The sequence below is a fragment of the Variovorax sp. GW823-FHT04F07 genome, from assembly GCF_058795995.1.
In genome coordinates this window covers 34,572-54,180 of record NZ_JBXAIG010000006.1, presented here as the reverse complement: position 1 = coordinate 54,180, position 19,609 = coordinate 34,572, and the positions used below count along the sequence as shown (strand labels likewise).

Here is a 19,609-nt window from a genome sequence, read left to right as displayed (position 1 = left end):
GCATGGACTACACCCGCTACCAGACCCTCGCCCTCACGCGCCGCGGCGCGAACGGCGCGGTGCTCGACATCCAGATGCGCGCCACCAACGGCAAGCTGCCCACGGCCGGCCATGACGGCCACCGCGAGCTGGCCGAGATCTGGCGCGACGTGGCGGCCGACGACACGGTGCGCTGCGCCGTGCTGCGCGGCGAGGGCATGGGCTTCTCGGGCGGCGGCGACCTGGGCATGGTGCAGGACATGACCACCGACGACACCGTGCGCCAGCGCGTGTGGAAGGAAGCGCGCGACCTGGTCTACAACATCATCAACTGCGACAAGCCCATCGTGAGCGCCATGCACGGCCCGGCCGTGGGCGCGGGGCTGGTGGCGGGGCTGCTGGCCGACATCTCCATCGCCACGAAGAACGCGAAGATCGTCGACGGTCACACCCGCCTGGGCGTGGCGGCGGGCGACCATGCGGCCATCGTGTGGCCGCTCTTGTGCGGCATGGCCAAGGCCAAGTACCACCTGCTGCTGTGCGAGCCGGTGAGCGGCGAGGAGGCCGAGCGCATCGGCCTGGTGTCGCTGGCGGTGGACGAGGCCGGCCTGCTGCCGCGCGCCTACGAGATCGCCGACCGCCTCGCGGCCGGCAGCCAGAGCGCGATCCGCTTCACCAAGTACGCGCTGAACAACTGGCTGCGCCAGGCGGGGCCGACCTTCGACGCCTCGCTGGCGCTGGAGTTCATGGGCTTCGCGGGCGCCGACGTGCGCGAGGGCGTGGCCTCGCTGCGCGAGAAGCGCGCGCCGAACTTCGGCTGAGCCGACCTCCGCCGGGTCAGGCCTTGCTCAGCCCTTGCAAGGTTTGCAGCAGCACGACGCGCGTCTGGCCCAGCACCATGCCCTTCCACTCGTCGTTGTCGCAGTAGAACGCGTCGCGCAGGCGGCGGCGGATCTCGCGCTTCTGCGATTCGGGTGCCTCGGGGTGGCGGCGCAGCCAGGTGTCGGCGCGCAGGCGGTCGAGCACTTCCAGGTCGGGCAGCGTGCCGAACTCCAGGCCCATGGGCGCGACGCGCGCGTTCGGGCATTCGTCGTAGGCGGTCGAGATCACCGGGCCCGACACGTCGGCCGAGGCCGAGTCGCCCGCGAAGGGCGCGAACACGTCGGCGCCCCACCAGGCATGGGCCAGCGCGAGGTCTTCGGGCGTGTTGCGGCCCGGGTAGATCTTTTCACCGTGGCCGTAGGGGCCCAGGCCCGTGTGCACGTCGATCCAGCCCAGGTGCGTGGCCGAGGCCGCATAGCCGCGCAGGATCGCGCGGATGGTGCGGTTGCTCCACGACGGCGCGGTGCCGCCGTAGAACAGGCCGTCGGGCGAGGTGTACTGGCCGCGCGTGACGGCCGCGCGGAAGGCGGTCATGCCGTGCGTGGCGATGTAGGCGGCCACCGCCGCGTCGTCGGCGGGCGTCGGCGGCCAGCTGGCGGGCAGCACCAGCGGCTCCACGTCGGCGTACTCGGCGTTCACCGGCAGCGGCGCGCTGAAGTCGATGTGGTTGCGGTTCAGGTCGATGTTGTCTTCGTTGGTGCGGTGCAGGTGCGAGAAGCCGTGCGGGTTCACCGCATGCACCAGCAGCAGCGCGACGCCCGCGCGCTCCAGGCGCGCGAGCAGGTCGGCGTCGTTCAGCGTGGCCACCTGCGCGCCCGAGCCGCAGAAGCCCTCGGGGCCGTGCGTGCCCGAGGTGACGAGCAGCACCTTTCTGGCGTCGGCCGCGCCGATCAGCGCGACGTCGGTGGCGAGTTCTTCGCCGAGCGCGCCGCGGTGCGTGGGGTGCACGAACGACTCGAGGGTCGCGCCGCGCGCGGCGGCGGCCTCGAGGAACTTGGCGCGGGCTTCGACGTACGTGCCCGAGAAATGGCGGGTGGCGGCGGTGGCAGGCTGAGACATGGCGGGAAGATTCCTGTGCATGAAGGCGGGAAGGAGGAAGACGGTATCAGGCCGGCGCGTGGGCGTGGGCCGCATCGATGTCGCGGCCCGTGTGGTCGCGCAGCCAGAGCAGGCCCAGCAGCGACACCAGCGTCATCCCCACCAGGTACCAGGCCGGCGCCAGCTTGCTGCCGGTGGCGTTGACCAGCCAGGTACTGACGAAGGGCGCGAAGCCGCCGAAGAGCGCCACGCCGACGCTGTAGACCAGCGACATGCCGCTCGCGCGCACGCGCTTGGGAAACATCTCCGGCAGCATCGTGATGCCCGGCACCGTCTGCACCACCAGGCCGATGCTCAGCACGCCGAGCACGGTGAACAGCACCACGGGCGTGGGCGAGGCGTTGAGCCACAGAAAACCCGGGTAGATCAGGATCGCCATCACGATGCGGCTCCACAGGATGAGCGTCTTGCGGCCCACGATGTCCGACCACTTGCCCACGAAGGGCGCGAGCGCGAACGACAGCAGGCCCGTGAGCGCCGCGCCGAACAGCGCCACCGAGGGCGTGAGGCCGAGCTCGCGCACCGCGTAGGTCGGCATGTAGAAGGTGACCACGTAGGCCGCCGTGGTGCCGCCCACCAGCGCGAGGATGGCGGCCAGCACCGTCCTGCCGTGCTGCGTGCAGACGATCTTCAGGCTGCTCTCGCGCGGCGCCTTGGCGTCTTCCGGCGAGATGTGCAGCGATTCTTCGAGGTGGCGACGGATGTACATGCCCACCGGCGCGATCAGCATGCCGAGCACGAACGGCACGCGCCAGCCCCAGCTCTGCATGGCTTCGGCGGACAGCGAGACGGTCAGCACGCCGACCACCACGGCACCCATCAGCACGCCCAGGCCCTGACTCGCGAACTGCCAGCTCGCCATGTAGCCGCGGTTCGCGGGCGTGGCGTGCTCCACCAGCAGCGTGGTGGATGCGCCCACCTCGCCGCCGGCCGAGAAGCCCTGGATCAGGCGCGCCAGCACGATCACGATCGGCGCCGCGACGCCGATGCTCGCGTAGGTCGGCGTGAACGCGATCAGCGCGCAGCCCAGCGCCATCAAAAAGATCGTGAGCGTCATCGCCTTCTTGCGGCCCGCGCGGTCGGCGTACGCGCCGATCACGATGCCGCCCAGCGGCCGCATGATGAAACCGACGCCGAAGCTCGCCACCGTCAGCAGCAGCTGGCCGTAGGAACTGAAGGTGGGGAAGAACAGCTTGCCGATCACCAGCGCGAGAAAGCCGTAGACGGTGAAGTCGAAGAATTCCAGTCCGTTGCCGATGGTGGTGGCCACGATGGTCTGGCGCCGGCGGGCCGGCGACGAGGGCGAGGTGGACGAGGGCTGGGAAGCGGGGGTGTTCATGTGTCTCCTGTGTGTATCGGGGGCGCAGGCCGCGTGGGCCCGAACCGCGGCGGATGCTAGAGACTCGCCGCTGTCATGAAAAGACAATAATTGGGCGTTAACGATAACTTTTGGTTGTCACTCCAAAGATGAAACCCAATCAGTTGCATGCCTTCGTGGCCGTGGTCGAGCAGCTCAGCATCCGCGCTGCCGCGCGCGTGCTCGGCATTTCGCAGCCGGCCGTGACCAAGATCGTGCGCGAGCTGGAGCGCGAGGTCGGCGCGCCGTTGGTGGAGCGCAGTGTGAAAGGCGTGCGGCTCACCCAGTTCGGCCTGGCCTTCGCGCCGCGCGCGCGGCTGCTGCTGGCCGACATGGAACGCGCCCGCGACGAGATCGCGCAGATCCGCGACGGTGCCACCGGCTCCGTCTCGCTGGCCGTGAGCGCCTCGTTCGCGCTCACCGTGCTGCCCGCCGCCTTCAAGGACTTCCACACGCGCCTGCCGGCGGTCGATGTGCAGTTCAGCGAGGCCGTGCTGCCGTGGATGCTCGCGCGGCTGCGCGACGGGTATCTCGACTTCGCGGTGGCGCACATCGTGCCCGGCACACTCGATCCGCAGTTCGAGGCGCTGGAGCTGTTCCCGGTGCAGCTGGTGGTCGGCCTGCGCGAGCGCCATCCGCTGCGCAATGCGCGCTCGCTGAACGACCTTTATGCCGCCGAATGGGTCCTGCCGGGCGACGACCACGGCGGAACCAACGCCGTGGCGCCGCTGTTCACCCCGCTCGGGCTGTCGCCGCCCACGCGCGTGCTGCAGGGCCACTCGGTCACCGTAGCGCTGGCGCTGGTGGGGCACATGGATCTGATCGGCCTCTTCGTCGAGCCGCTCGCAGGGCTCAGCTTCAAGCGCCACGGCATCCGGCGCGTCGACGTGCACGAGACGCTGCCGGTGCTGAACGTGTGCGTGGTGCGCCGGCGCGGGCAACCGTCGACGCCGGCGGCGCAGCACTTCATCGAGTGCATTCAGCGGGCGTCGGTGGCGGCGATGAAGGGGTAGCGGAGGCGGGGCGGCTCAAAGCCCGAACAGCAGCACCACAAGGGCAACGGTCGCGCCGAGGACCACGTAGCCAATGCCGGTCAGCAGCAGCGCGAAGCCGACGAGATAGATCACGCGCCGTCCCCAGTTCGGCGCGCTCGGTACGCAGCGCCAGTAGACCAGCGCGGCTGCGAGGATCAGCATGCCCTCGATTGCATGGGCGATGACGCGCGTGGCCCCGGCAGAGTGAAAGACCGACCGGTCCAGCCACATGCCGATAACTCCCGCAAGCGGGATCAAGGCGGCCCAGGCGAGCACGCCGAGCGCGAGCCGCCCCGCCGCCTTCATCGGATGGCCTCGCCCTTGAAGAAGTGAAGAGGCATCGGGCTTTCCCAGCCGGGCGCCTGATAGCCGGACACCCCGAGATCGGGGACCGAGCCCATCACGCTGCGCAGCAGTGCGGCGAGGTACGAACTGCTGTTGTATTCGCCGGGGTTCATTCGGTCGCCTCGCAAGCGTGCGGGGAAGCTGTAGGGGGACACGTAGCTCGAAAAATCCGTGGCGCGCCTCATCAGCGTGCGCGCGAACGCCTCGGGGCTCATGCCACCGGGCGGCGCAAGCGGAATCTTGACGACGACATCGGTGGGCAGCGTGTTGGCATAGATGTTGGTTCGGATCCGCAACACGTTGTGCAATCCCGCTTCGCCCATCGTCGGTTGACCATCGATCACCGTGAGGCCCGAATAGGCGTCATCGATGACCAGCGAGATGTGCAGGCTGGGATAAGGGGTCCCCACAAGCCCGGCAGGACCGGCCGCCACCCGGCCGTACAGCGTGAACGTCGGTGTCGAGTGCTGCGCACGCCCCACCGAGTTTTCATTGGTGTTCATGAATTCCTCCCTGATTGGCGTTTCGAAATGGAACGCTCTGGAGGCGATGCTAGGGGCGCGAGCGCCAAAACACTGTTGTCAAATGAGGCGCCCGCTCATCCGGGATCTCTGCCGCTTCCGCGCACCGGAAGCGCCACCGGGCCAAGTCGCCATGGCCCCAACTCAACGCGAGAACAACACCAGCGCCACGAAAAGCAGTTTGACGCCGAAGGCCACGAGGGCGCTGGCGACCACCATCAGCACCACGAAGGCGACGAAGTAGGCCACGCGTCGGCCCCAGTGCGGCACGCTCGGCACGGCATACCAGTAGAGCAGCGCGGCCGCGCCGAGGTTGATGGCCTGGACCGCATACATGGTGACGCGCGAGGCTTCGGGCGAGTCAAGGACCGACGGGCCCAGCCACATGCACAGAAGTCCCAGCAGCGGGACCACGGTGACCCAGGCGAGCACGCCGAGCGCCAGGCGTCCGGCCGTCTTCATCGCAGGGCCTCCCGCCTGGTCGATGTTTCACTGGCAGTCATGAATTCCTCCTTGATGGCGTTTCGACATCGAACGCTCTGGCGTCCGATCCTATCGGCAGGGTCTGGCAACTGTTGTCAAATGAGAACTCCTCTCATTCATAATCCCTCCCGCTTCCGCACGCCGGAAGTGTCACCAGGCCGCCGGGAGGCGCGCCGCCAGAACATCCAAGGGATCTGAATGAAGAGAGTTTGTGTGAGCCTTGCGCTCGCCGCCGTGCAGGCAGCGCAGGCGCAATCCGTGCCTGCGTCCGCTGCTCCCGAATCGCGGGCAAGCGAGCTGAGCACCGTCAACGTCGAGGCCTCGCGCGCCAACGGCTTCCTGGCCGAGACGGTCGAGGCGGGCACGTTCCGGGGCGCGTCCGTGATGGACGTGCCGGCCACGGTCAACACCGTGACGCGCGAGGTGATCGAGCTGCAGGGCGCGGCGGGCGTGTACGACGTGCTGCGCAACACGGCCGGCGTGACGCGCCAGCAGAACGGTGGCGACACCTTCGACCAGCTTGTCATCCGCGGCATTGCCGTGGAGAACCGCACCAACTACCGGCTCAACGGCGCGCTCGCAATCCCCAACGTGTCGGAAATTCCGATGGAGAACAAGGAGCGCGTCGAGGTGCTCAAGGGCGCGTCGGCGCTGTACTACGGCTTCACCACGCCGGCGGGGGTGATCAACTTCGTCACCAAGCGTGCAGGCCGCACGCCCGTCACCTCGCTCGGGATGAGCGTCGACAACCAGGGCGGGCTGCAGGGCCAGGTCGACATCGGCCGCCAGTTCGGCGAGAACGACCAGTTCGGCGTGCGCCTGAACGCGGCGGGCGGCCAGTTGGGCTCGACCATCGATGGCGTGGACGGCAAGCGCAGCTTCGTCTCGGCCGCGCTCGACTGGCGCGTGAACCGGCGGCTCACGCTGAAGGCCGACATCGAGCACTACCGCAAGCGCATCACCGAGCAGGCCGGCATCGCGCGGCTTGCGGCCGTGAACGGCGTCATCGCGCTGCCGGCGCTGCCCGATCCGCACAAGTTGCTGGCGCCGCCCTGGGCCGTGTTCGAAGCCGAGGTCACCAACACGCAGCTGCGTGCCGACTACGCCTTGAGCGACCACTGGGCGCTCAGCGTGGAGGCCGGCCATTCCGAGGCCGAGCGCGACCGGCGCCTGGCGCAGTTCGGCACCTACAACGTGCGCACCGGCCTGGGCCGTCTCACGGGCAATGTGCAGCATCTCGAGCAGCGTTCGGACCTGCTGCGCGCCGAGCTGTTCGGCACCTTCGCCACCGGCGCGCTGCAGCACGAGCTGACCCTCGGCGCGGCGCGCAGCGACAAGACGCAGGCGCCCGTGTTCCAGCGCAACTACGGCGGTGCGACCACGCTGCAGAACCTGTACAACCCCGTGCCCATCGGCGCGCTGGCGCTGAGCGCGATGCCGTCGCGGCCCACCTCGGGCGCGCAGGACAGCGAGGAGCTGGGCCTGTACGCGCTCGACCGCATCACCTTCTCGCCGCAGTGGCAGCTGGTGGCCGGCCTGCGCCACACGCGCTACCAGAGCTGGCAGGGCGCGAGCGCCACGCTGCCGGCCCTGGACTACAGCGTGCGCAAGACCACGCCGCTGGCGGCGCTGAGCTACAAGTTCACGCCCGACCTCATGGCCTACGTGTCGTACTCGCAGGGCGTGGAAGAGGGCGAGGTGGCGCCGGCCGGCACCGCCAACCAGAACACCCGCATGCCGCCGGGCGTGAGCCGGCAGAGGGAAATCGGCCTGCGCTGGCTGACCGGCGGCGGCACGCTGCTGTCGGGCGCGCTGTTCGACATCGAACGGCCTGGCGCCTACACCGACAGCGCCAACACCTTCGTGGCCAGCGGGCGCCAGCGTTATCGCGGTCTCGAGGTGTCGGCGCAGGGGCGGCTCACGCCCGCGCTGGCGTGGCAGCTCTCGGGCCAGTGGCTCGATGCCGAATTCCGCCGCATCAACGCGCAGTACGACGGCAAGCGGCCCGAGAACACGGCGCGCACCACGGCGAGCGCCTTCCTGTCGTACGACATCGCGGCGGTGCCGGGGCTGTCGGTCAACGGCGGCGCGTACTTCACGGGGCGCCGTCCCGTCGACGACCTGAACCAGGGCTTCATCGGCGGCACCACCGTCTTCGGCCTGGGCGCGCGCTACGTGGCGCAGCTCATGGGCAGGCGCACCACCTTCCAGCTGAACGTCGACAACGTGGGCGACAAGCGCTACTGGTCGGCGGCCGGCACCCGGCTGGCGGTGGGCACGCCGCGTACGATCAAGGCCCTGGTCAAGATCGATCTTTGAACCCGCGCGCCCCGCCTTGGCGGGGCTTCCTGTTTCCCGTTTTCTTCTGTTTTTCATGGCTTTGCTGCGTCGCGTCTGGTTCCAGATCCATTGGTTCATCGGCATCACGGCGGGCAGCGTGCTGGTCGTCATCGGCCTGAGCGGGGCGACGCTGTCGTTCCGCGCCGAGATCACCGACCTGCTGAACCCGATCCCCGCGGCCTCGGCCGCGCCCGCACTGGCACCGCCTGCGCTCGTTGCGCGCGTGCAGGCCGAGATGCCCGGGCGGCGCATCGCGACCGTCGCCGTGTCGACCGAGCCCGGGCGCCCCGCGCGCATCGGGTTCGCACCGCCGCCCGGTGAGCGGCGCGGCGAGACGCGCTTCGCCGATCCCGCCACCGGCGCGCTGCTGCCCGATCCGGTGGGCGAGCACTTCTTCGAGTTCGTCGAGGAGCTGCACCGCTGGCTGCTGCTGCCGCGCGACGACGGCAAGCCCATCACCGGCTCGCTGTCCGGCCTGTTGCTGCTGCTGGCGCTGTCGGGCCTGTACCTGCGCTGGCCACGCCGGCCCTTCGCGTGGCGCCAGTGGCTGCGCATCGACTTCGCGCTGCGCGGCCGTGCCTTCCTGTGGAACCTGCATGCGGTGGTCGGCACCGTCGCGCTGCTGGCCTACGTGGTGTCGACCACCACCGGCATGTACTGGGCCTTCGACGGCTTGCGCAAGGCGGTCGACGGCGCGGTCGGCGAGGGCCGCGTGGTGCGCGCCGAACGCGCGCCGGCCGATGCCCCGGTGACGCTCGACCTGGCGCGCGTCTGGCAGGCCTTCGTCGACACCACGGGCGGCGACTGGACCCAGGTGACGCTGCGGCTGCCCGCGCGCAACGGCACACAGGTGGAGGCCGTCTACCTGCGCATGCATGCCGAGCACGAGCGCGCGCGCAACCGCCTGTACCTGCAGGCCGCGACCGGCGAGACGCTGCGCCACGAACGCTATGCCGACAAGCCGCCCCTGGGCCGCTTCGTGAACAGCATCTACCCGCTGCACATGGGCACCTACTGGGGCCTGCCGGGGCGCATCGTGATGATGCTCACGAGCCTGGGGCTCGCGCTGTTCGCGATCAGCGGCTGGATGATGTACCTCGGCCGCCGCCGCACCGCGAAGGCCGTGCGCGCCGAGCGCGCGCGGCTCGATGCGGCCGCCGTGCCCGCCACGGCGGGCGATGCGGGCCAGGTGCTGGTCGCCTTCGCGAGCCAGACCGGCCATGCCGAGCGCCTCGCGCTGCAGACGGCCGGCGCGCTGCAGGCCGCCGGTGTCGCGGCGGTGGTGCGGCCTGTGTCGTCACTGAGCGCCGATGCGCTGCTGCATTTCCGGCAGGTGCTGTGGGTGGCGAGCAGCTTCGGCGAGGGCGAGCCGCCCGACAGCGCGCGTGCCTTTGCCCGTGCATTCGCGCGGCAAGGCGGCCCGGGTCTGCGCCATCTGCGCTACGGCCTGCTCGCGCTGGGCGACCGCCACTACGCGACCTTCTGCGGCTTCGGCCGCAAGCTCGACCACGACCTGCACAACCAGGGCGCGCAGCCGCTATTCCCCATGATCGAGGTGGACGGCGAAGACCCGGCAGCGCTCGCGCGTTGGCACGATGCGCTGCGCGACACCTTCGGGGTGCGCGATGCCGCGTGGCCTGTGTCGACCGCGCCGGCTTTCGAAGCCTGGCGGCTCGACGGCCGGCACCTGCTCAATGCGGGCAGCCAGGGCGATCCGCTGTTCGAGATCGAGCTGCGGCGCGTCGATGGCGGCACGATGAACTGGACGCCCGGCGCACTGGTCGAGATCGTGCCGCGCCAGATGCACGACGACGGCGCCCCGGCGCCCGCGCCGCGCAGCTACTCGGTCGCGTCGATTCCGTCCGATGGCGCCATCCAGCTGCTGGTGCGGCAGGCGCGGCATGACAACGGGCTGGGCGTGGCCTCGGGCTGGCTCACGGTCGGCGCGCCGATGGGCGCGGAACTCGCGCTGCGCCTCGTCGCCAACCCGGGCTTCGCGCTGCCCGACGATGCGCGGCCTTGCATCTTCATCGGCAACGGCTCGGGCTTTGCGGGCCTGCGCGCGCTGCTGCGCGAGCGTGCGCGCCGCGGGCATGGCCGCAACTGGCTGGTGTTCGGCGAGCGGCAGGCGGCGCACGACGGCTTCGGCGCGGACGAGGTCGCGGCATGGCAGGCCGGCGGTCTCGTGGCGCGCGCCGACTTCGTCTACTCGCGCGATCAGGCGCAGCGCGTGTACGTACAGGACCGCCTGCGCGGTGCCGCCGAAGTGCTCAAGCAGTGGGTGGACGAAGAGGGCGCGATCGTCTTCGTCTGCGGCAGCCTCGAAGGCATGGCGCCGGGCGTGGATGCGGCGCTCACCGAGGTGCTGGGCGAGAGCGGCATGGACGCGCTCATCGCTGAGGGCCGCTACCGCCGCGACGTCTACTGATCAAACGGGCGGAAAGCTCACGCCCGGTTCGCCCGCCTGCCAGGGTACGTACTTGTGCATGACGCGCGTGAACAGATCTGACCCGGTCCAGCCTGCCAGCCAGGCCTGCAGGCGCGGCCAGGGCTGCGTGTCGAACCAGGCCATATCGACCATCGCGAACTGCCGAACGAAGGGCATGAGCGCCGCATCGGCCAGCGTGGCATGCGCGCCGGCCAGTTGCACTGACATCGCGAGCCGGTCTTCAAGCCCTTGCAGGAAACGCGCGCCCTCGTCGCGCGCCGAGCCTTCCGACGCGGGATAACGCGCCGGGTACTTGTAGCGATCGAGCAGCGGCTTGAAATCGTTATCGCAGGCGGCGATCAGTTCGAGCGTGCCGCGCTCCGGCGCCAGCCAGCGCAGCGGGTCGTGGCGGCGCAGCGCCCACAGCATCACGTCCAGGCTCTGCTCCAGCACCGTCGCGCCGCCGTCGAGCACCAGCACGGGCACCGTGCCCTTGGGCGAGGCCGCGAGCATCTCGGCGGGCTTGCGCTTGAGCTCGACCTCGCGCAGTTCGCAGTGCTGTTCGCTCGCCACCAGCGCGAGCCGGGCCCGCATCGCATAGGGGCAGCGGCGAAACGAATAGAGCACGGGGAGGGCGGAATCGGGCATGCGAACGACAGGTGGACAAGCGGAGCCGGCCGATTGTCGGCCCGTGCCCGCCGGGTCGCGCGGCGGCGGGTTTTTCCTCACAATCGACCGCCATGGGCGAACGTCTTTTCCTCCGGCTTCATGACGACCCGCTGCACGGGCCGGAGTCGGGCGTGCCCGACGGCACGCTGCAGGTGCTGCCGATCGCACCGGCGCTGCGGTCGCATGTCTCGCATCTGCTGGCGTACCGCGAGACCTTCGCGCCCGGCCACGAGGTGCGCGAGCGCGTGCTGCCCGACGGCGCGATCCGGCTGGTCTTCAACTTCGGTGACGCGCCCTCGGCCGACGACGCGCCGGGGCAGGCGGTCGAAGCCATCGGCGCCTTCGCCGCGCCCGCCGTGGTGCGGATGCGCGACACGGTGGAAGGCCTGTCGGTGGCGCTGCGTCCCGGTGCGGCGGCGGCGCTGCTGGGCGTGCCGGCCGGCGAGATCGCGGGCCGTGCGGTGCACCTGGACGAACTCTGGGGCGGCGAGGGCACGACGCTGCTCGCGCGCATGGCCGAAGCGCACGGCGATGTTGCACGCGCCGATCTGTTGCAGCAGGCCCTGATGAAGCGCCTGCAGAAAGCCGGCGACGGCACGCCGCCGGCCGCCGCGATGCACGCTGCACGGCTCATCGCCGCTGCCGACGGGCGCCAGGCGCTGCGCGAGGTGGCGCAGGCGGTCGGCGTGGGCGAGCGCCGGCTGCAGCAGCTCTTTCATGCGCACGTCGGGCTGTCGCCGCGCGCCTGGGGCCGGCTCGCGCGGCTGCATGCCTGCCTGCGCGCATTGCGCCTGCACAGCGCGCCGGCCTGGGCCGACATGGCGCTGGACCACGGGTTCTACGACCAGTCGCACCTTGTCAACGAGTTCCGCGCCCTGTGCGGCGTGACGCCCACCGAGTTCCTCGGGCGCCGGGTTTCGGTTTCTTCCAAGACGGCGCGCTGAGGCCGGCCTATCGTGGCGGCCTGTCCTGCCCAAGGACCCTCACCGAACGAAGGAGCAACGACACATGACAGCAGCCCCCTCCACCCCTGACGCCGCGCACCGTCCGCTGGCGGGCCGCGTGGCCGTGGTGACCGGCGCCAGCCGCGGCGCGGGCCGCGGCATCGCGCAGGAACTGGGCGCGGCCGGCGCCACCGTGTACGTGACCGGGCGCAGCACCCGCGCGCGGCCGGCCGACAGCTACGGCCAGCTGCTCGCCTTGTCCGAGCTGGCCGCCTTGCCCGGCACCATCGACGACACCGCCGACGAGGTCACGCAACTCGGCGGGCGCGGCATTGCCGTGGCCTGCGACCACACGAAGGAAGACGAGGTGGCGGCGCTGTTCGCGCGCGTCGAGCGCGAGCAGGGCCGGCTCGACCTGCTCGTGAACAACGCCTGGGGCGGCCACGAGAGCTTCACCGGTGTCTTCGAGGCGCCGTTCTGGGAACATCCGCTCGCCAACTGGGATTCGATGTTCGATCGCGGCGTGCGCAACCACCTCGTGGCCAGCCGCTGCGCCGCGCCGGGCATGGTGCGCCGCAAGCAGGGCCTGATCGTCACCACCACCTTCTGGGACCGTGGCCACTACCTGCGCGGCAACCTGTTCTACGACCTCGCCAAGGCCTCGATGACGCGGCTGGCCTTCGGCATCGCGCAGGAACTGCAGCCGCACGGCGTGGCCTCGGTGGCGGTGTCGCCGGGCTGGATGCGCACCGAGTTCGTGCTCGCGGGCCACAAGACCGACGAAGCGCACTGGCAGGAGCGCCCCGCGCTGGCGCGCACCGAATCGCCGCGTTACCTGGGTCGCGCCGTGGCCGCGCTGGCAGCCGATGCGCAGGTGCTCGACAAGACCGGCCAGGTGCTGCGCGTGGCCGACCTGGCGCGTGCCTACGGCTTCACCGACATCGACGGGCGGCAGGTCGAGGCGTTCGAGCTGTAGGGCGCGTCAGCGCAGGTCGCGCACGTCGATGCGAAAGCGCAGCTCGGGCGCGCCGCCGAGCCCGGGCTCGGTGATGAACTCCTCGACCAGCACGCCGCCGTTGGCGCGGATCACGCGCTGCGAGGCGAGGTTGTCGGGGCTGGTCGTGATCTCGACGTGGTCCAGGCCGATGCCGCGCGCATCGGGCAGCAGCGCGCGCAGCGCGGCGGTGGCATAGCCCCGGCCGCTTTTCCACGGCACCACGCCGTAGCCGATGTGGCCGAGGCAGTACGAAGGCAGGGCGTTGGTGCCCGGCTGCCAGCGCAGCTGGATGCTGCCGCAGAACTCGCCGTCCCACAGCCAGCGCCGGTAGCCCGGCAGCCGCGGCACGGTGCCGCCGGTGGGCAGCGCGATGGGCGGGCCCTTGGCCTCGCGGTCGACGAGGCTGGCAAGAAAGCCGTCGGGGTCGGTGCGGATCAGCGCCAGCTCTTCGCGGCCGGCTTCGGCCCGCAGGTTGTTGGGCGACCAGCCGCGCTCCAGGGCCGCGATGTAGCCGGGCAAATGTTCAGGCGACGGCCAGACGAGTTGCAGTGCGGAAAGGGACATGGGAAATGGTCCTTGTCTTTTGATCAGTACGAGCGCAGGGCGATGCCCCAGCGCCCCTCGGCCTGCACGACGATCCAGAGGTTGGCGTGCGTGCTGAGCACCGCGCCGGCCGCATCGCGCCGCGTGTAGTGCACGACGAAGTGCACCTTGTCCTGGCTCACGAGCACCGGCTCCTTCTTCTCGTACTGTGTGGAGGCCCAGCCGCCGGCCTTGAGCGTCTCGAAGAAATCCACCGGGTGCCGGCCGGGCGTGGGCCAATCGAGCCGCTGCGCGCCCGAGAGCATCGTGTGCGGAAAGTGCAGCTCGGCGTCCATGCCGCGCGTGTCCGAGGCGTTGAACGCGGCGGTGAAGCGGTCGAGGCAGGCCGATGCGGCGGCGACGACGGCCGCGTGCGGTGCGTCGGAGGGCGGCGGGGCGACGAAGGCAGAGAAATCGGTCATGCGCTGGATGGTAGGCGAGCGCGCGCCCGTCGGTCACGCTCACAAGAAATGCAACTGAGTTGCGTCAATCCATATAATGCAATTCTGTTGCAACTACGGAGCCTGCCCTCATGGCCGATCGCCTTCCCGTCACCGTGCTGTCCGGCTTCCTGGGCGCCGGCAAGACCACGCTGCTCAACCACATCCTGCACAACCGCGAGGGCCGCCGCGTGGCGGTAATCGTCAACGACATGAGCGAGGTCAACATCGACGCCGCACTGGTGCGCGAAGGCGGCGCCGCGCTGTCGCGCACCGACGAGAAGCTGGTCGAGATGAGCAACGGCTGCATCTGCTGCACGCTGCGCGAAGACCTGCTGATCGAGGTGAAGCGGCTCGCCAAGGAAGGGCGCTTCGACCAGCTCGTGATCGAGTCGACCGGCATCTCCGAGCCGCTGCCCGTGGCCGAGACCTTCACCTTCGCGGGCGAGGACGGCCAGAGCCTGGCCGACGTGGCGCGCCTGGACACCATGGTCACGGTGGTCGATGCCTTCAACTTCCTTCGCGACTACGGCTCGCCCGACAGCCTGGGCCAGCGCGGCCAGTCGCTGGGCGACGAAGACACGCGCACGGTGGTCGACCTGCTGATCGAGCAGATCGAGTTCTGCGACGTGCTCGTGGTCAACAAGACCGACCTCGTGACGGCGCAGGAGCGCGAGCGGCTGATGGCCATCTTGCGCAGCCTCAACCCGCGTGCGCGCATCGAGGAATCGGAATTCGGCCGCGTCGCGCTCGACCGCGTGCTCGACACGGGCCTGTTCGATTTCGAGCAGGCCGAGCAGGCCCCCGGCTGGCTGGCCGAGCTGCGCGGCGAGCACGTGCCCGAGAGCGAGGCCTACGGCATCCGCAGCTTCGTCTACCGCTCGCGCCTGCCGTTCCATCCGCAGCGCTTCTGGGACCTGGTGCAGAGCGAGTGGGAGGGCGTGGTGCGCTCCAAGGGCTTCTTCTGGCTCGCGAGCCGGCCGACCCGCGCGGGCGCGTGGTCACAGGCCGGCGGTGCCTGCCGCTACGGCGTGGCGGGCCTGTGGTGGGCGGCCGTGCCGCGCGAACACTGGCCGACCGACCCCGACGGGCTCGAACTCATCCGCAAGAACTGGGACGACGCCACCGGCGACGCGCGCCAGGAGCTGGTACTGATCGGCATCGGCATGGACGAAGCTGCGCTGCGCGCACGGCTCGATGCCTGCCTGCTGACGCCCAACGAGATGCGCTTCGGCCCCTCGTGGTGGCAGAACCTGCCCGATCCGTTTCCGTCGTGGAACGCGTAGGGCGCGGGAGATTCAGTCGCCGGCGCTGCCGGGCTGCATCGCCTGCTGTACCAGCCGCGCCATGGCCGACGCGTTCTCGCTGCCGACGGCGGCCAGGCCCTGCACGGTGCCTTGACGGTCCTGCAGGGCTTCGTCCTGGCTGGCCTTGAGCTTGCCTTCGAGGCGGTCGATGGGGATCTCGATGCCCACCACGGCGCGCGCGAGCTTGCGGATGAAGGCCTCGGGCGCGTCCGTGGTCTGCCAGGGCACGGGCTGGCCGGCCTCGTTCGCCGCGGTCAGCCGCGCGAGCAGGTCGAGCAGCCAGGCTTCGTCGTCGATGGCGCGCGCGATGCCGTGCGCATGAGCCACGGCGTAGTTCCAGGTCGGCACCACCTGGCCGTGCTCGGCCTTGCCGGGGTACCAGCCGGGCGTGATGTAGGCCTGCGGCCCCTGGAACATCACGACCGATGGGGCCGCGGCATCGAGCTGGCGCCACACGGGATTGGCGCGCGACACGTGGCCGAGCAGCGTGCCGAACGGGCCGCGCGTCCGGTCGAGCAGAAAGGGCAGGTGGTTGGCGACCAGCCCGTCGGCGCCCGGCACGACCCAGGCGCCCAGCGGATGCGCGTCGATCAGCGCGTGGCTCGCGCCGAGGTCGGGCTGGCGGTGGTGCCGGGAGACGTACACGCGCGGCCTGGTCGGCTCGGCGAGCTACCGCGCGCAGTCGCCGCACATGCCGTGCAGCGTGAGCGCCGTGTGCCGCGTGTCGATGCCCTGCTTGCGCAGCGCCTTGCCGAGCCGGCCCATCACCTTGGGCAGTTCGGGGTCGGAGGGCAGGGCCAGCACCTTGTGGCACTGGTCGCATTCGAAGGTGTTGCCCGAGGCGGTGTCGACGTGCCGCGCGAAACGATTGACCCGGTCGGCGCCCACGCGGCGGTCGCACAGGCCGGCCTCGACCAGCCGGTCGAGCACGCGGTAGAGCGTGACGCGATCGGGCGGCTCGCCCGTGGCGGCGGTGTAGGCGGCGGCCACTTCCTCGTGGGTCAGCGGCTGCGAGCCGTGTTCGAGCAGCTCGAGCACGGTCTGGGCGGCGCGCGTCACGCGCAGCCCGCTGCCGCGCAGCAGCGCCTCGCTGTCGAAGGCGGGGCCGGGCGACGAGGTCTTCGGGGACGGGTTCGGGGTGGTCTTCATGCGAAACGCCATTGTGTTGCATCCGGCGCTCCCTTGTGCCGTCAGGGGCGCCAGGGCGGCCCGAGGGCCCGGATGTTGCGAGGTGCAAGTCAGCCAACCGGCCGTTTCGCCGCGGCCCGGGTCGCCCGAATGCGCTAAGGTCCGGGCATTCGCATTCCTGAATACCTTCGTTGACCATGTCCCGTCCCCCCATCGAAATCGAAACCGCCCCGAACCCCACCGCCTCGGTGATCCTGATGCACGGCCTGGGTGCCGACGGCAACGACTTCGTGCCGATCGCCGGCGAACTCGACCTGTCGGCCGTGGGCCCGGTGCGCTTCGTGTTCCCCAATGCGCCCGTCATTCCCGTGACCATCAACGGCGGCTACGAGATGCCCGCCTGGTACGACATCGCGGTGGCCGATCTGGTGGCGCGCGAGGACGAGGCCGGCCTGCGCCGCTCGCAGGCCAGCATCGAGGCCCTCATCGCCAACGAAAAGGCACGCGGCATTCCCGCCCACCGCATCGTCGTGGCCGGCTTCTCGCAAGGCTGCGCGATGGCGCTGATGACGGGGCTGCGCCACGGCGAGCGGCTGGCGGGCATCGTCGGCCTTTCGGGCTACCTGCCGATCGCCGCGACCACGGCGGCCGAGCGCCACGGCGCCAACCACGACACGCCCGTGTTCCTCGCGCACGGCCGGCAGGACCCGGTGGTGCCGCTGGCGCGCGCCGAACAGTCGCGCGACGCGCTGGTGGCGCTGGGCCACCCCGTCGAATGGCATGAATACCAGATGGCGCACTCGGTCTGCATGGAAGAGATCGCCGACCTCAACCACTTCCTGCTGCGCGTGTTCGGCTGAAGGCCCGCCACGCCGGGCCGCGCGCGCATCCATCCTGATCCTGTCACCCCGCAAGAACGCACAGAAGGAGACCCCCATGATCCTGGTCATCGGACACGCGCTGGCAAAGGCCGACACCCTGCAGGCGATGCTGGCCATCAGCGTGGAACACGTGCTGCGCTCGCGCGCCGAGCCCGGCTGCATCTCGCATGACGTCACGACCGACGTGCAAGACCCGCTGCAGCTCACCTTCGTGGAGCGATGGAGCGACATGGCGGCGCTGCAGGCGCACTTTCGCGTCGATGCGTCGCGCGCTTTCGGCAAGGCGCTCGCGGCCATGGCCGACGGGGTGCCGTCGATCCATGTCTACCAGTCGGAAGAGATCGACCTGTCGGCGGGCCGCGCCAAGGCCTGAATTTCGAACCCCGCTGCGCGCCGAAAGGCCGGTGGTATTTGAGAGGGTAGCTATGAAAAAAGTAGCAAAAAACAGCATAGCCGGATGCGGGATTCCCTGCTTCAGCAGTGCCTGTCCGCCCGTGCTACCTTCCAGCCCCACAGAAGATTGATGGGTCATAAGAACATGAGCAACAGATTGCAGGAGAGGCTGGGTGCACTCCCGGCCGCGCGATTGAAGGGAATGCGTCGCGGCATCGAGAAGGAAAGCCTGCGCGCATTGCCCGACGGCAAGCTGGCCCTCACGCCGCATCCGCTGGCGCTGGGCTCGGCGCTCACGCATCCGCACATCACGACCGACTTCAGCGAATCGCAGCTCGAACTCATCACGGGCGTGCACGCGGGCGTGGAGTCGGCGCTCGAAGAGCTCACGCGGGTGCACCAGTTCACCTACCGCGTGCTCGACCAGCTCGGCGACGAGCGCCTGTGGGTGTCGAGCATGCCCTGCGGCCTGCCGACCGACGAGACCATTCCGATCGGCCGCTACGGCTCGTCGAACGTGGGCCGCGCCAAGAGCGTGTACCGCATGGGCCTGAGCCACCGCTATGGCCGCCGCATGCAGACCATCTCGGGCATCCACTACAACTGGTCGCTGCCGGAGGTGTCGAGCGAAGAGTACTTCGCGCTCATCCGCAACTTCCGCCGCCAGGCCTTTTTGCTGCTGTACCTGTTCGGCGCCTCGCCGGCCCTGTGTTCGAGCTTTGTCGCGGGCCGCCCGCACGAGCTGCAGCCGCTGGGCGACGGCAGCATGTACATGCCGCACGGCACCTCGCTGCGCATGGGCCGCCTGGGCTACCAGAGCGAGGCGCAGGCCTCGCTGGCCGTGAGCTACAACAGCCTGGAGGGCTACGGCGCCTCGCTGCAGGACGCGCTCACGCGCCCGTGGCCGGCCTACGAGGCCATCGGCATCCGCAACCTGGGCGGCGACTACAACCAGCTGGGCACCAGCCTGCTGCAGATCGAGAACGAGTTCTACGGCACCATCCGCCCCAAGCGTGTCATCCACTCCGGCGAGCGCCCGCTGCATGCGCTGCGCGAGCGCGGCGTGGAGTACGTCGAGGTGCGCCTGATGGACCTCGACCCCTTCGAGACCGTCGGCATCAACGCGCAGACCATGCGCTTCATCGACGTGTTCCTGCTGCACTGCCTGCTGAACGACAGCCCCGACGACACGCCGCAAGAAATCGCCGACCTGGCGCAGAACCAGCACCTCACGGCCGCGCGCGGCCGCGAGCCGGGGCTGAAGCTGCGCCGTGACGGGCGCGAGGTCGCGCTCACCGACTGGGGCCTGGAGCTGGTCGAGCAGTGCCTGCCGATTGCCGCCGCGCTCGATGCGGCGCAGGGCGGCACGCAGCACGTCGACGCCGTGCGCGCCGCCAAGGCCGGCCTCGAGAACCCCGACAGCCTGCCCTCGGCCCGCGTGCTCGCGGCCATCGAGCAGCAGCACGGCAACTCCTTCGTCGGCTTCGTGCGCGCCCAGTCGGAGCAGACCCGCGCCGCGCTGCTGGCGCTGCCGTTCTCGGCCGCGCAGCAGGCCGGGTTCGAGCAGATGACGGCCGAGTCGATCCAGGCGCAAAAGCGCATCGAGGCGGCCGACACCATGCCCTTCGAGATCTACCGCGAGCAGTACGTCTCGCCGGCGCGCCTGGGCATGGCCCCCGGCCGCCTGCCGGTCGCAGCCTGAGAAGGTCACCCCGGCGGCGCCGGCCGGCGCATGCCGACAGCGCCGCTGGCCGATGGCCTACAGCCATTGACCTGTCCGGCTCACCGTGGCGCGGCGGCC

General features: G+C 70.2%; 20 protein-coding genes. 10 read left to right on the top strand and 10 right to left on the bottom strand.

Annotation, left to right across the window (positions count from 1 at the left end):
• Window positions 1-2: 2 nt before the first annotated feature.
• A complete protein-coding gene (locus tag AC1RAA_RS24395; RefSeq protein ID WP_492727884.1) occupies window positions 3-800 on the top strand; it encodes an enoyl-CoA hydratase/isomerase family protein in 798 nt (265 codons plus the stop codon).
• A gap of 16 nt (window positions 801-816) precedes the next feature.
• Here the strand turns inward: AC1RAA_RS24395 and AC1RAA_RS24390 are convergent, their stop codons facing one another.
• Window positions 817-1,920 carry a M14 family metallopeptidase gene (locus AC1RAA_RS24390; RefSeq protein WP_492727882.1) on the bottom strand — a complete coding sequence of 368 codons (1,104 nt, stop codon included), beginning with the start codon at window positions 1,918-1,920 and terminating at the stop codon, window positions 817-819.
• Window positions 1,921-1,966: 46 nt separating this feature from the next.
• Window positions 1,967-3,298 carry an MFS transporter gene (locus AC1RAA_RS24385; RefSeq protein ID WP_492727880.1) on the bottom strand — a complete coding sequence of 444 codons (1,332 nt, stop codon included), beginning with the start codon at window positions 3,296-3,298 and terminating at the stop codon, window positions 1,967-1,969.
• Window positions 3,299-3,426: 128 nt separating this feature from the next.
• Between AC1RAA_RS24385 and AC1RAA_RS24380 the strand changes: the two genes are divergently transcribed.
• The gene (locus AC1RAA_RS24380) at window positions 3,427-4,329 is read left to right on the top strand and encodes a LysR family transcriptional regulator (RefSeq protein WP_492727878.1); all 903 of its coding nucleotides are present in this window, start codon (window positions 3,427-3,429) and stop codon (window positions 4,327-4,329) included.
• Between the two features lie 15 nt (window positions 4,330-4,344).
• Here AC1RAA_RS24380 and AC1RAA_RS24375 read toward each other — a convergent pair whose 3' ends face one another.
• From AC1RAA_RS24375 to AC1RAA_RS24365, 3 genes are all read right to left on the bottom strand, one after another.
• On the bottom strand, window positions 4,345-4,656 hold the full coding sequence (locus tag AC1RAA_RS24375) for a hypothetical protein (protein ID WP_354343670.1): 312 nt from the start codon (window positions 4,654-4,656) through the stop codon (window positions 4,345-4,347).
• Window positions 4,653-5,198: a hypothetical protein gene (locus tag AC1RAA_RS24370; protein WP_492696514.1), complete on the bottom strand. Its 546-nt coding sequence runs from the start codon at window positions 5,196-5,198 to the stop codon at window positions 4,653-4,655. The genes AC1RAA_RS24375 and AC1RAA_RS24370 overlap by 4 nt, the downstream gene beginning before the upstream one ends.
• A 162-nt stretch (window positions 5,199-5,360) precedes the next feature.
• Window positions 5,361-5,678 (bottom strand): hypothetical protein, encoded by a 318-nt coding sequence (locus AC1RAA_RS24365; RefSeq protein ID WP_492727876.1) that lies wholly within the window; start codon window positions 5,676-5,678, stop codon window positions 5,361-5,363.
• A gap of 219 nt (window positions 5,679-5,897) precedes the next feature.
• On the opposite strand from AC1RAA_RS24365, the gene AC1RAA_RS24360 reads away from it, so the two are divergent.
• Together AC1RAA_RS24360 and AC1RAA_RS24355 are read left to right on the top strand one after the other, a co-directional pair.
• Window positions 5,898-8,018 carry a TonB-dependent siderophore receptor gene (locus AC1RAA_RS24360; RefSeq protein WP_492727874.1) on the top strand — a complete coding sequence of 707 codons (2,121 nt, stop codon included), beginning with the start codon at window positions 5,898-5,900 and terminating at the stop codon, window positions 8,016-8,018.
• A 55-nt stretch (window positions 8,019-8,073) separates the two neighbouring features.
• Window positions 8,074-10,467, top strand: a complete 2,394-nt coding sequence (locus AC1RAA_RS24355; protein WP_492727872.1) for a PepSY domain-containing protein — start codon at window positions 8,074-8,076, stop codon at window positions 10,465-10,467.
• Here the strand turns inward: AC1RAA_RS24355 and AC1RAA_RS24350 are convergent, their stop codons facing one another.
• Entirely contained in the window at window positions 10,468-11,115 is a 648-nt protein-coding gene (locus AC1RAA_RS24350; RefSeq protein WP_492727870.1) for a glutathione S-transferase, read from the bottom strand. It lies immediately after the preceding gene.
• A gap of 92 nt (window positions 11,116-11,207) precedes the next feature.
• On the opposite strand from AC1RAA_RS24350, the gene AC1RAA_RS24345 reads away from it, so the two are divergent.
• Together AC1RAA_RS24345 and AC1RAA_RS24340 are read left to right on the top strand one after the other, a co-directional pair.
• Window positions 11,208-12,080, top strand: a complete 873-nt coding sequence (locus AC1RAA_RS24345) for a helix-turn-helix transcriptional regulator (protein WP_492727868.1) — start codon at window positions 11,208-11,210, stop codon at window positions 12,078-12,080.
• A 64-nt stretch (window positions 12,081-12,144) separates the two neighbouring features.
• Window positions 12,145-13,056: an SDR family NAD(P)-dependent oxidoreductase gene (locus AC1RAA_RS24340; RefSeq protein ID WP_492727866.1), complete on the top strand. Its 912-nt coding sequence runs from the start codon at window positions 12,145-12,147 to the stop codon at window positions 13,054-13,056.
• 6 nt (window positions 13,057-13,062) lie between these two features.
• On the opposite strand, the gene AC1RAA_RS24335 is transcribed toward AC1RAA_RS24340, so the two are convergent.
• Together AC1RAA_RS24335 and AC1RAA_RS24330 are read right to left on the bottom strand one after the other, a co-directional pair.
• A complete protein-coding gene (locus AC1RAA_RS24335; protein ID WP_492727864.1) occupies window positions 13,063-13,641 on the bottom strand; it encodes a GNAT family N-acetyltransferase in 579 nt (192 codons plus the stop codon).
• 23 nt (window positions 13,642-13,664) lie between these two features.
• Window positions 13,665-14,081, bottom strand: coding sequence for a hypothetical protein (locus AC1RAA_RS24330; RefSeq protein WP_492727861.1), 417 nt, complete (start codon window positions 14,079-14,081; stop codon window positions 13,665-13,667).
• A gap of 110 nt (window positions 14,082-14,191) precedes the next feature.
• Here AC1RAA_RS24330 and zigA point away from each other — a divergent pair, with 110 nt between their 5' ends.
• Window positions 14,192-15,385 (top strand): zinc metallochaperone GTPase ZigA, encoded by a 1,194-nt coding sequence (gene zigA / locus AC1RAA_RS24325; protein ID WP_492727859.1) that lies wholly within the window; start codon window positions 14,192-14,194, stop codon window positions 15,383-15,385.
• A 12-nt stretch (window positions 15,386-15,397) separates the two neighbouring features.
• On the opposite strand, the gene AC1RAA_RS24320 is transcribed toward zigA, so the two are convergent.
• Window positions 15,398-16,051 (bottom strand): FMN-binding negative transcriptional regulator, encoded by a 654-nt coding sequence (locus AC1RAA_RS24320; RefSeq protein ID WP_492727856.1) that lies wholly within the window; start codon window positions 16,049-16,051, stop codon window positions 15,398-15,400.
• Window positions 16,052-16,075: 24 nt separating this feature from the next.
• Window positions 16,076-16,555: a Fur family transcriptional regulator gene (locus tag AC1RAA_RS24315; RefSeq protein ID WP_062477006.1), complete on the bottom strand. Its 480-nt coding sequence runs from the start codon at window positions 16,553-16,555 to the stop codon at window positions 16,076-16,078.
• Window positions 16,556-16,731: 176 nt separating this feature from the next.
• Here AC1RAA_RS24315 and AC1RAA_RS24310 point away from each other — a divergent pair, with 176 nt between their 5' ends.
• The 3 genes from AC1RAA_RS24310 to gshA all read left to right on the top strand — a co-directional run bounded on the left by AC1RAA_RS24310 (window position 16,732) and on the right by gshA (window position 19,510).
• Window positions 16,732-17,394 (top strand): alpha/beta hydrolase, encoded by a 663-nt coding sequence (locus AC1RAA_RS24310; RefSeq protein ID WP_070062612.1) that lies wholly within the window; start codon window positions 16,732-16,734, stop codon window positions 17,392-17,394.
• Between the two features lie 76 nt (window positions 17,395-17,470).
• Entirely contained in the window at window positions 17,471-17,788 is a 318-nt protein-coding gene (locus AC1RAA_RS24305) for a putative quinol monooxygenase (protein ID WP_159270917.1), read from the top strand.
• Between the two features lie 165 nt (window positions 17,789-17,953).
• Complete coding sequence (gene gshA, locus AC1RAA_RS24300; protein ID WP_095746179.1) at window positions 17,954-19,510, top strand: glutamate--cysteine ligase; 1,557 nt, start codon at window positions 17,954-17,956, stop codon at window positions 19,508-19,510.
• The last annotated feature ends 99 nt before the right edge of the window (window positions 19,511-19,609 follow it).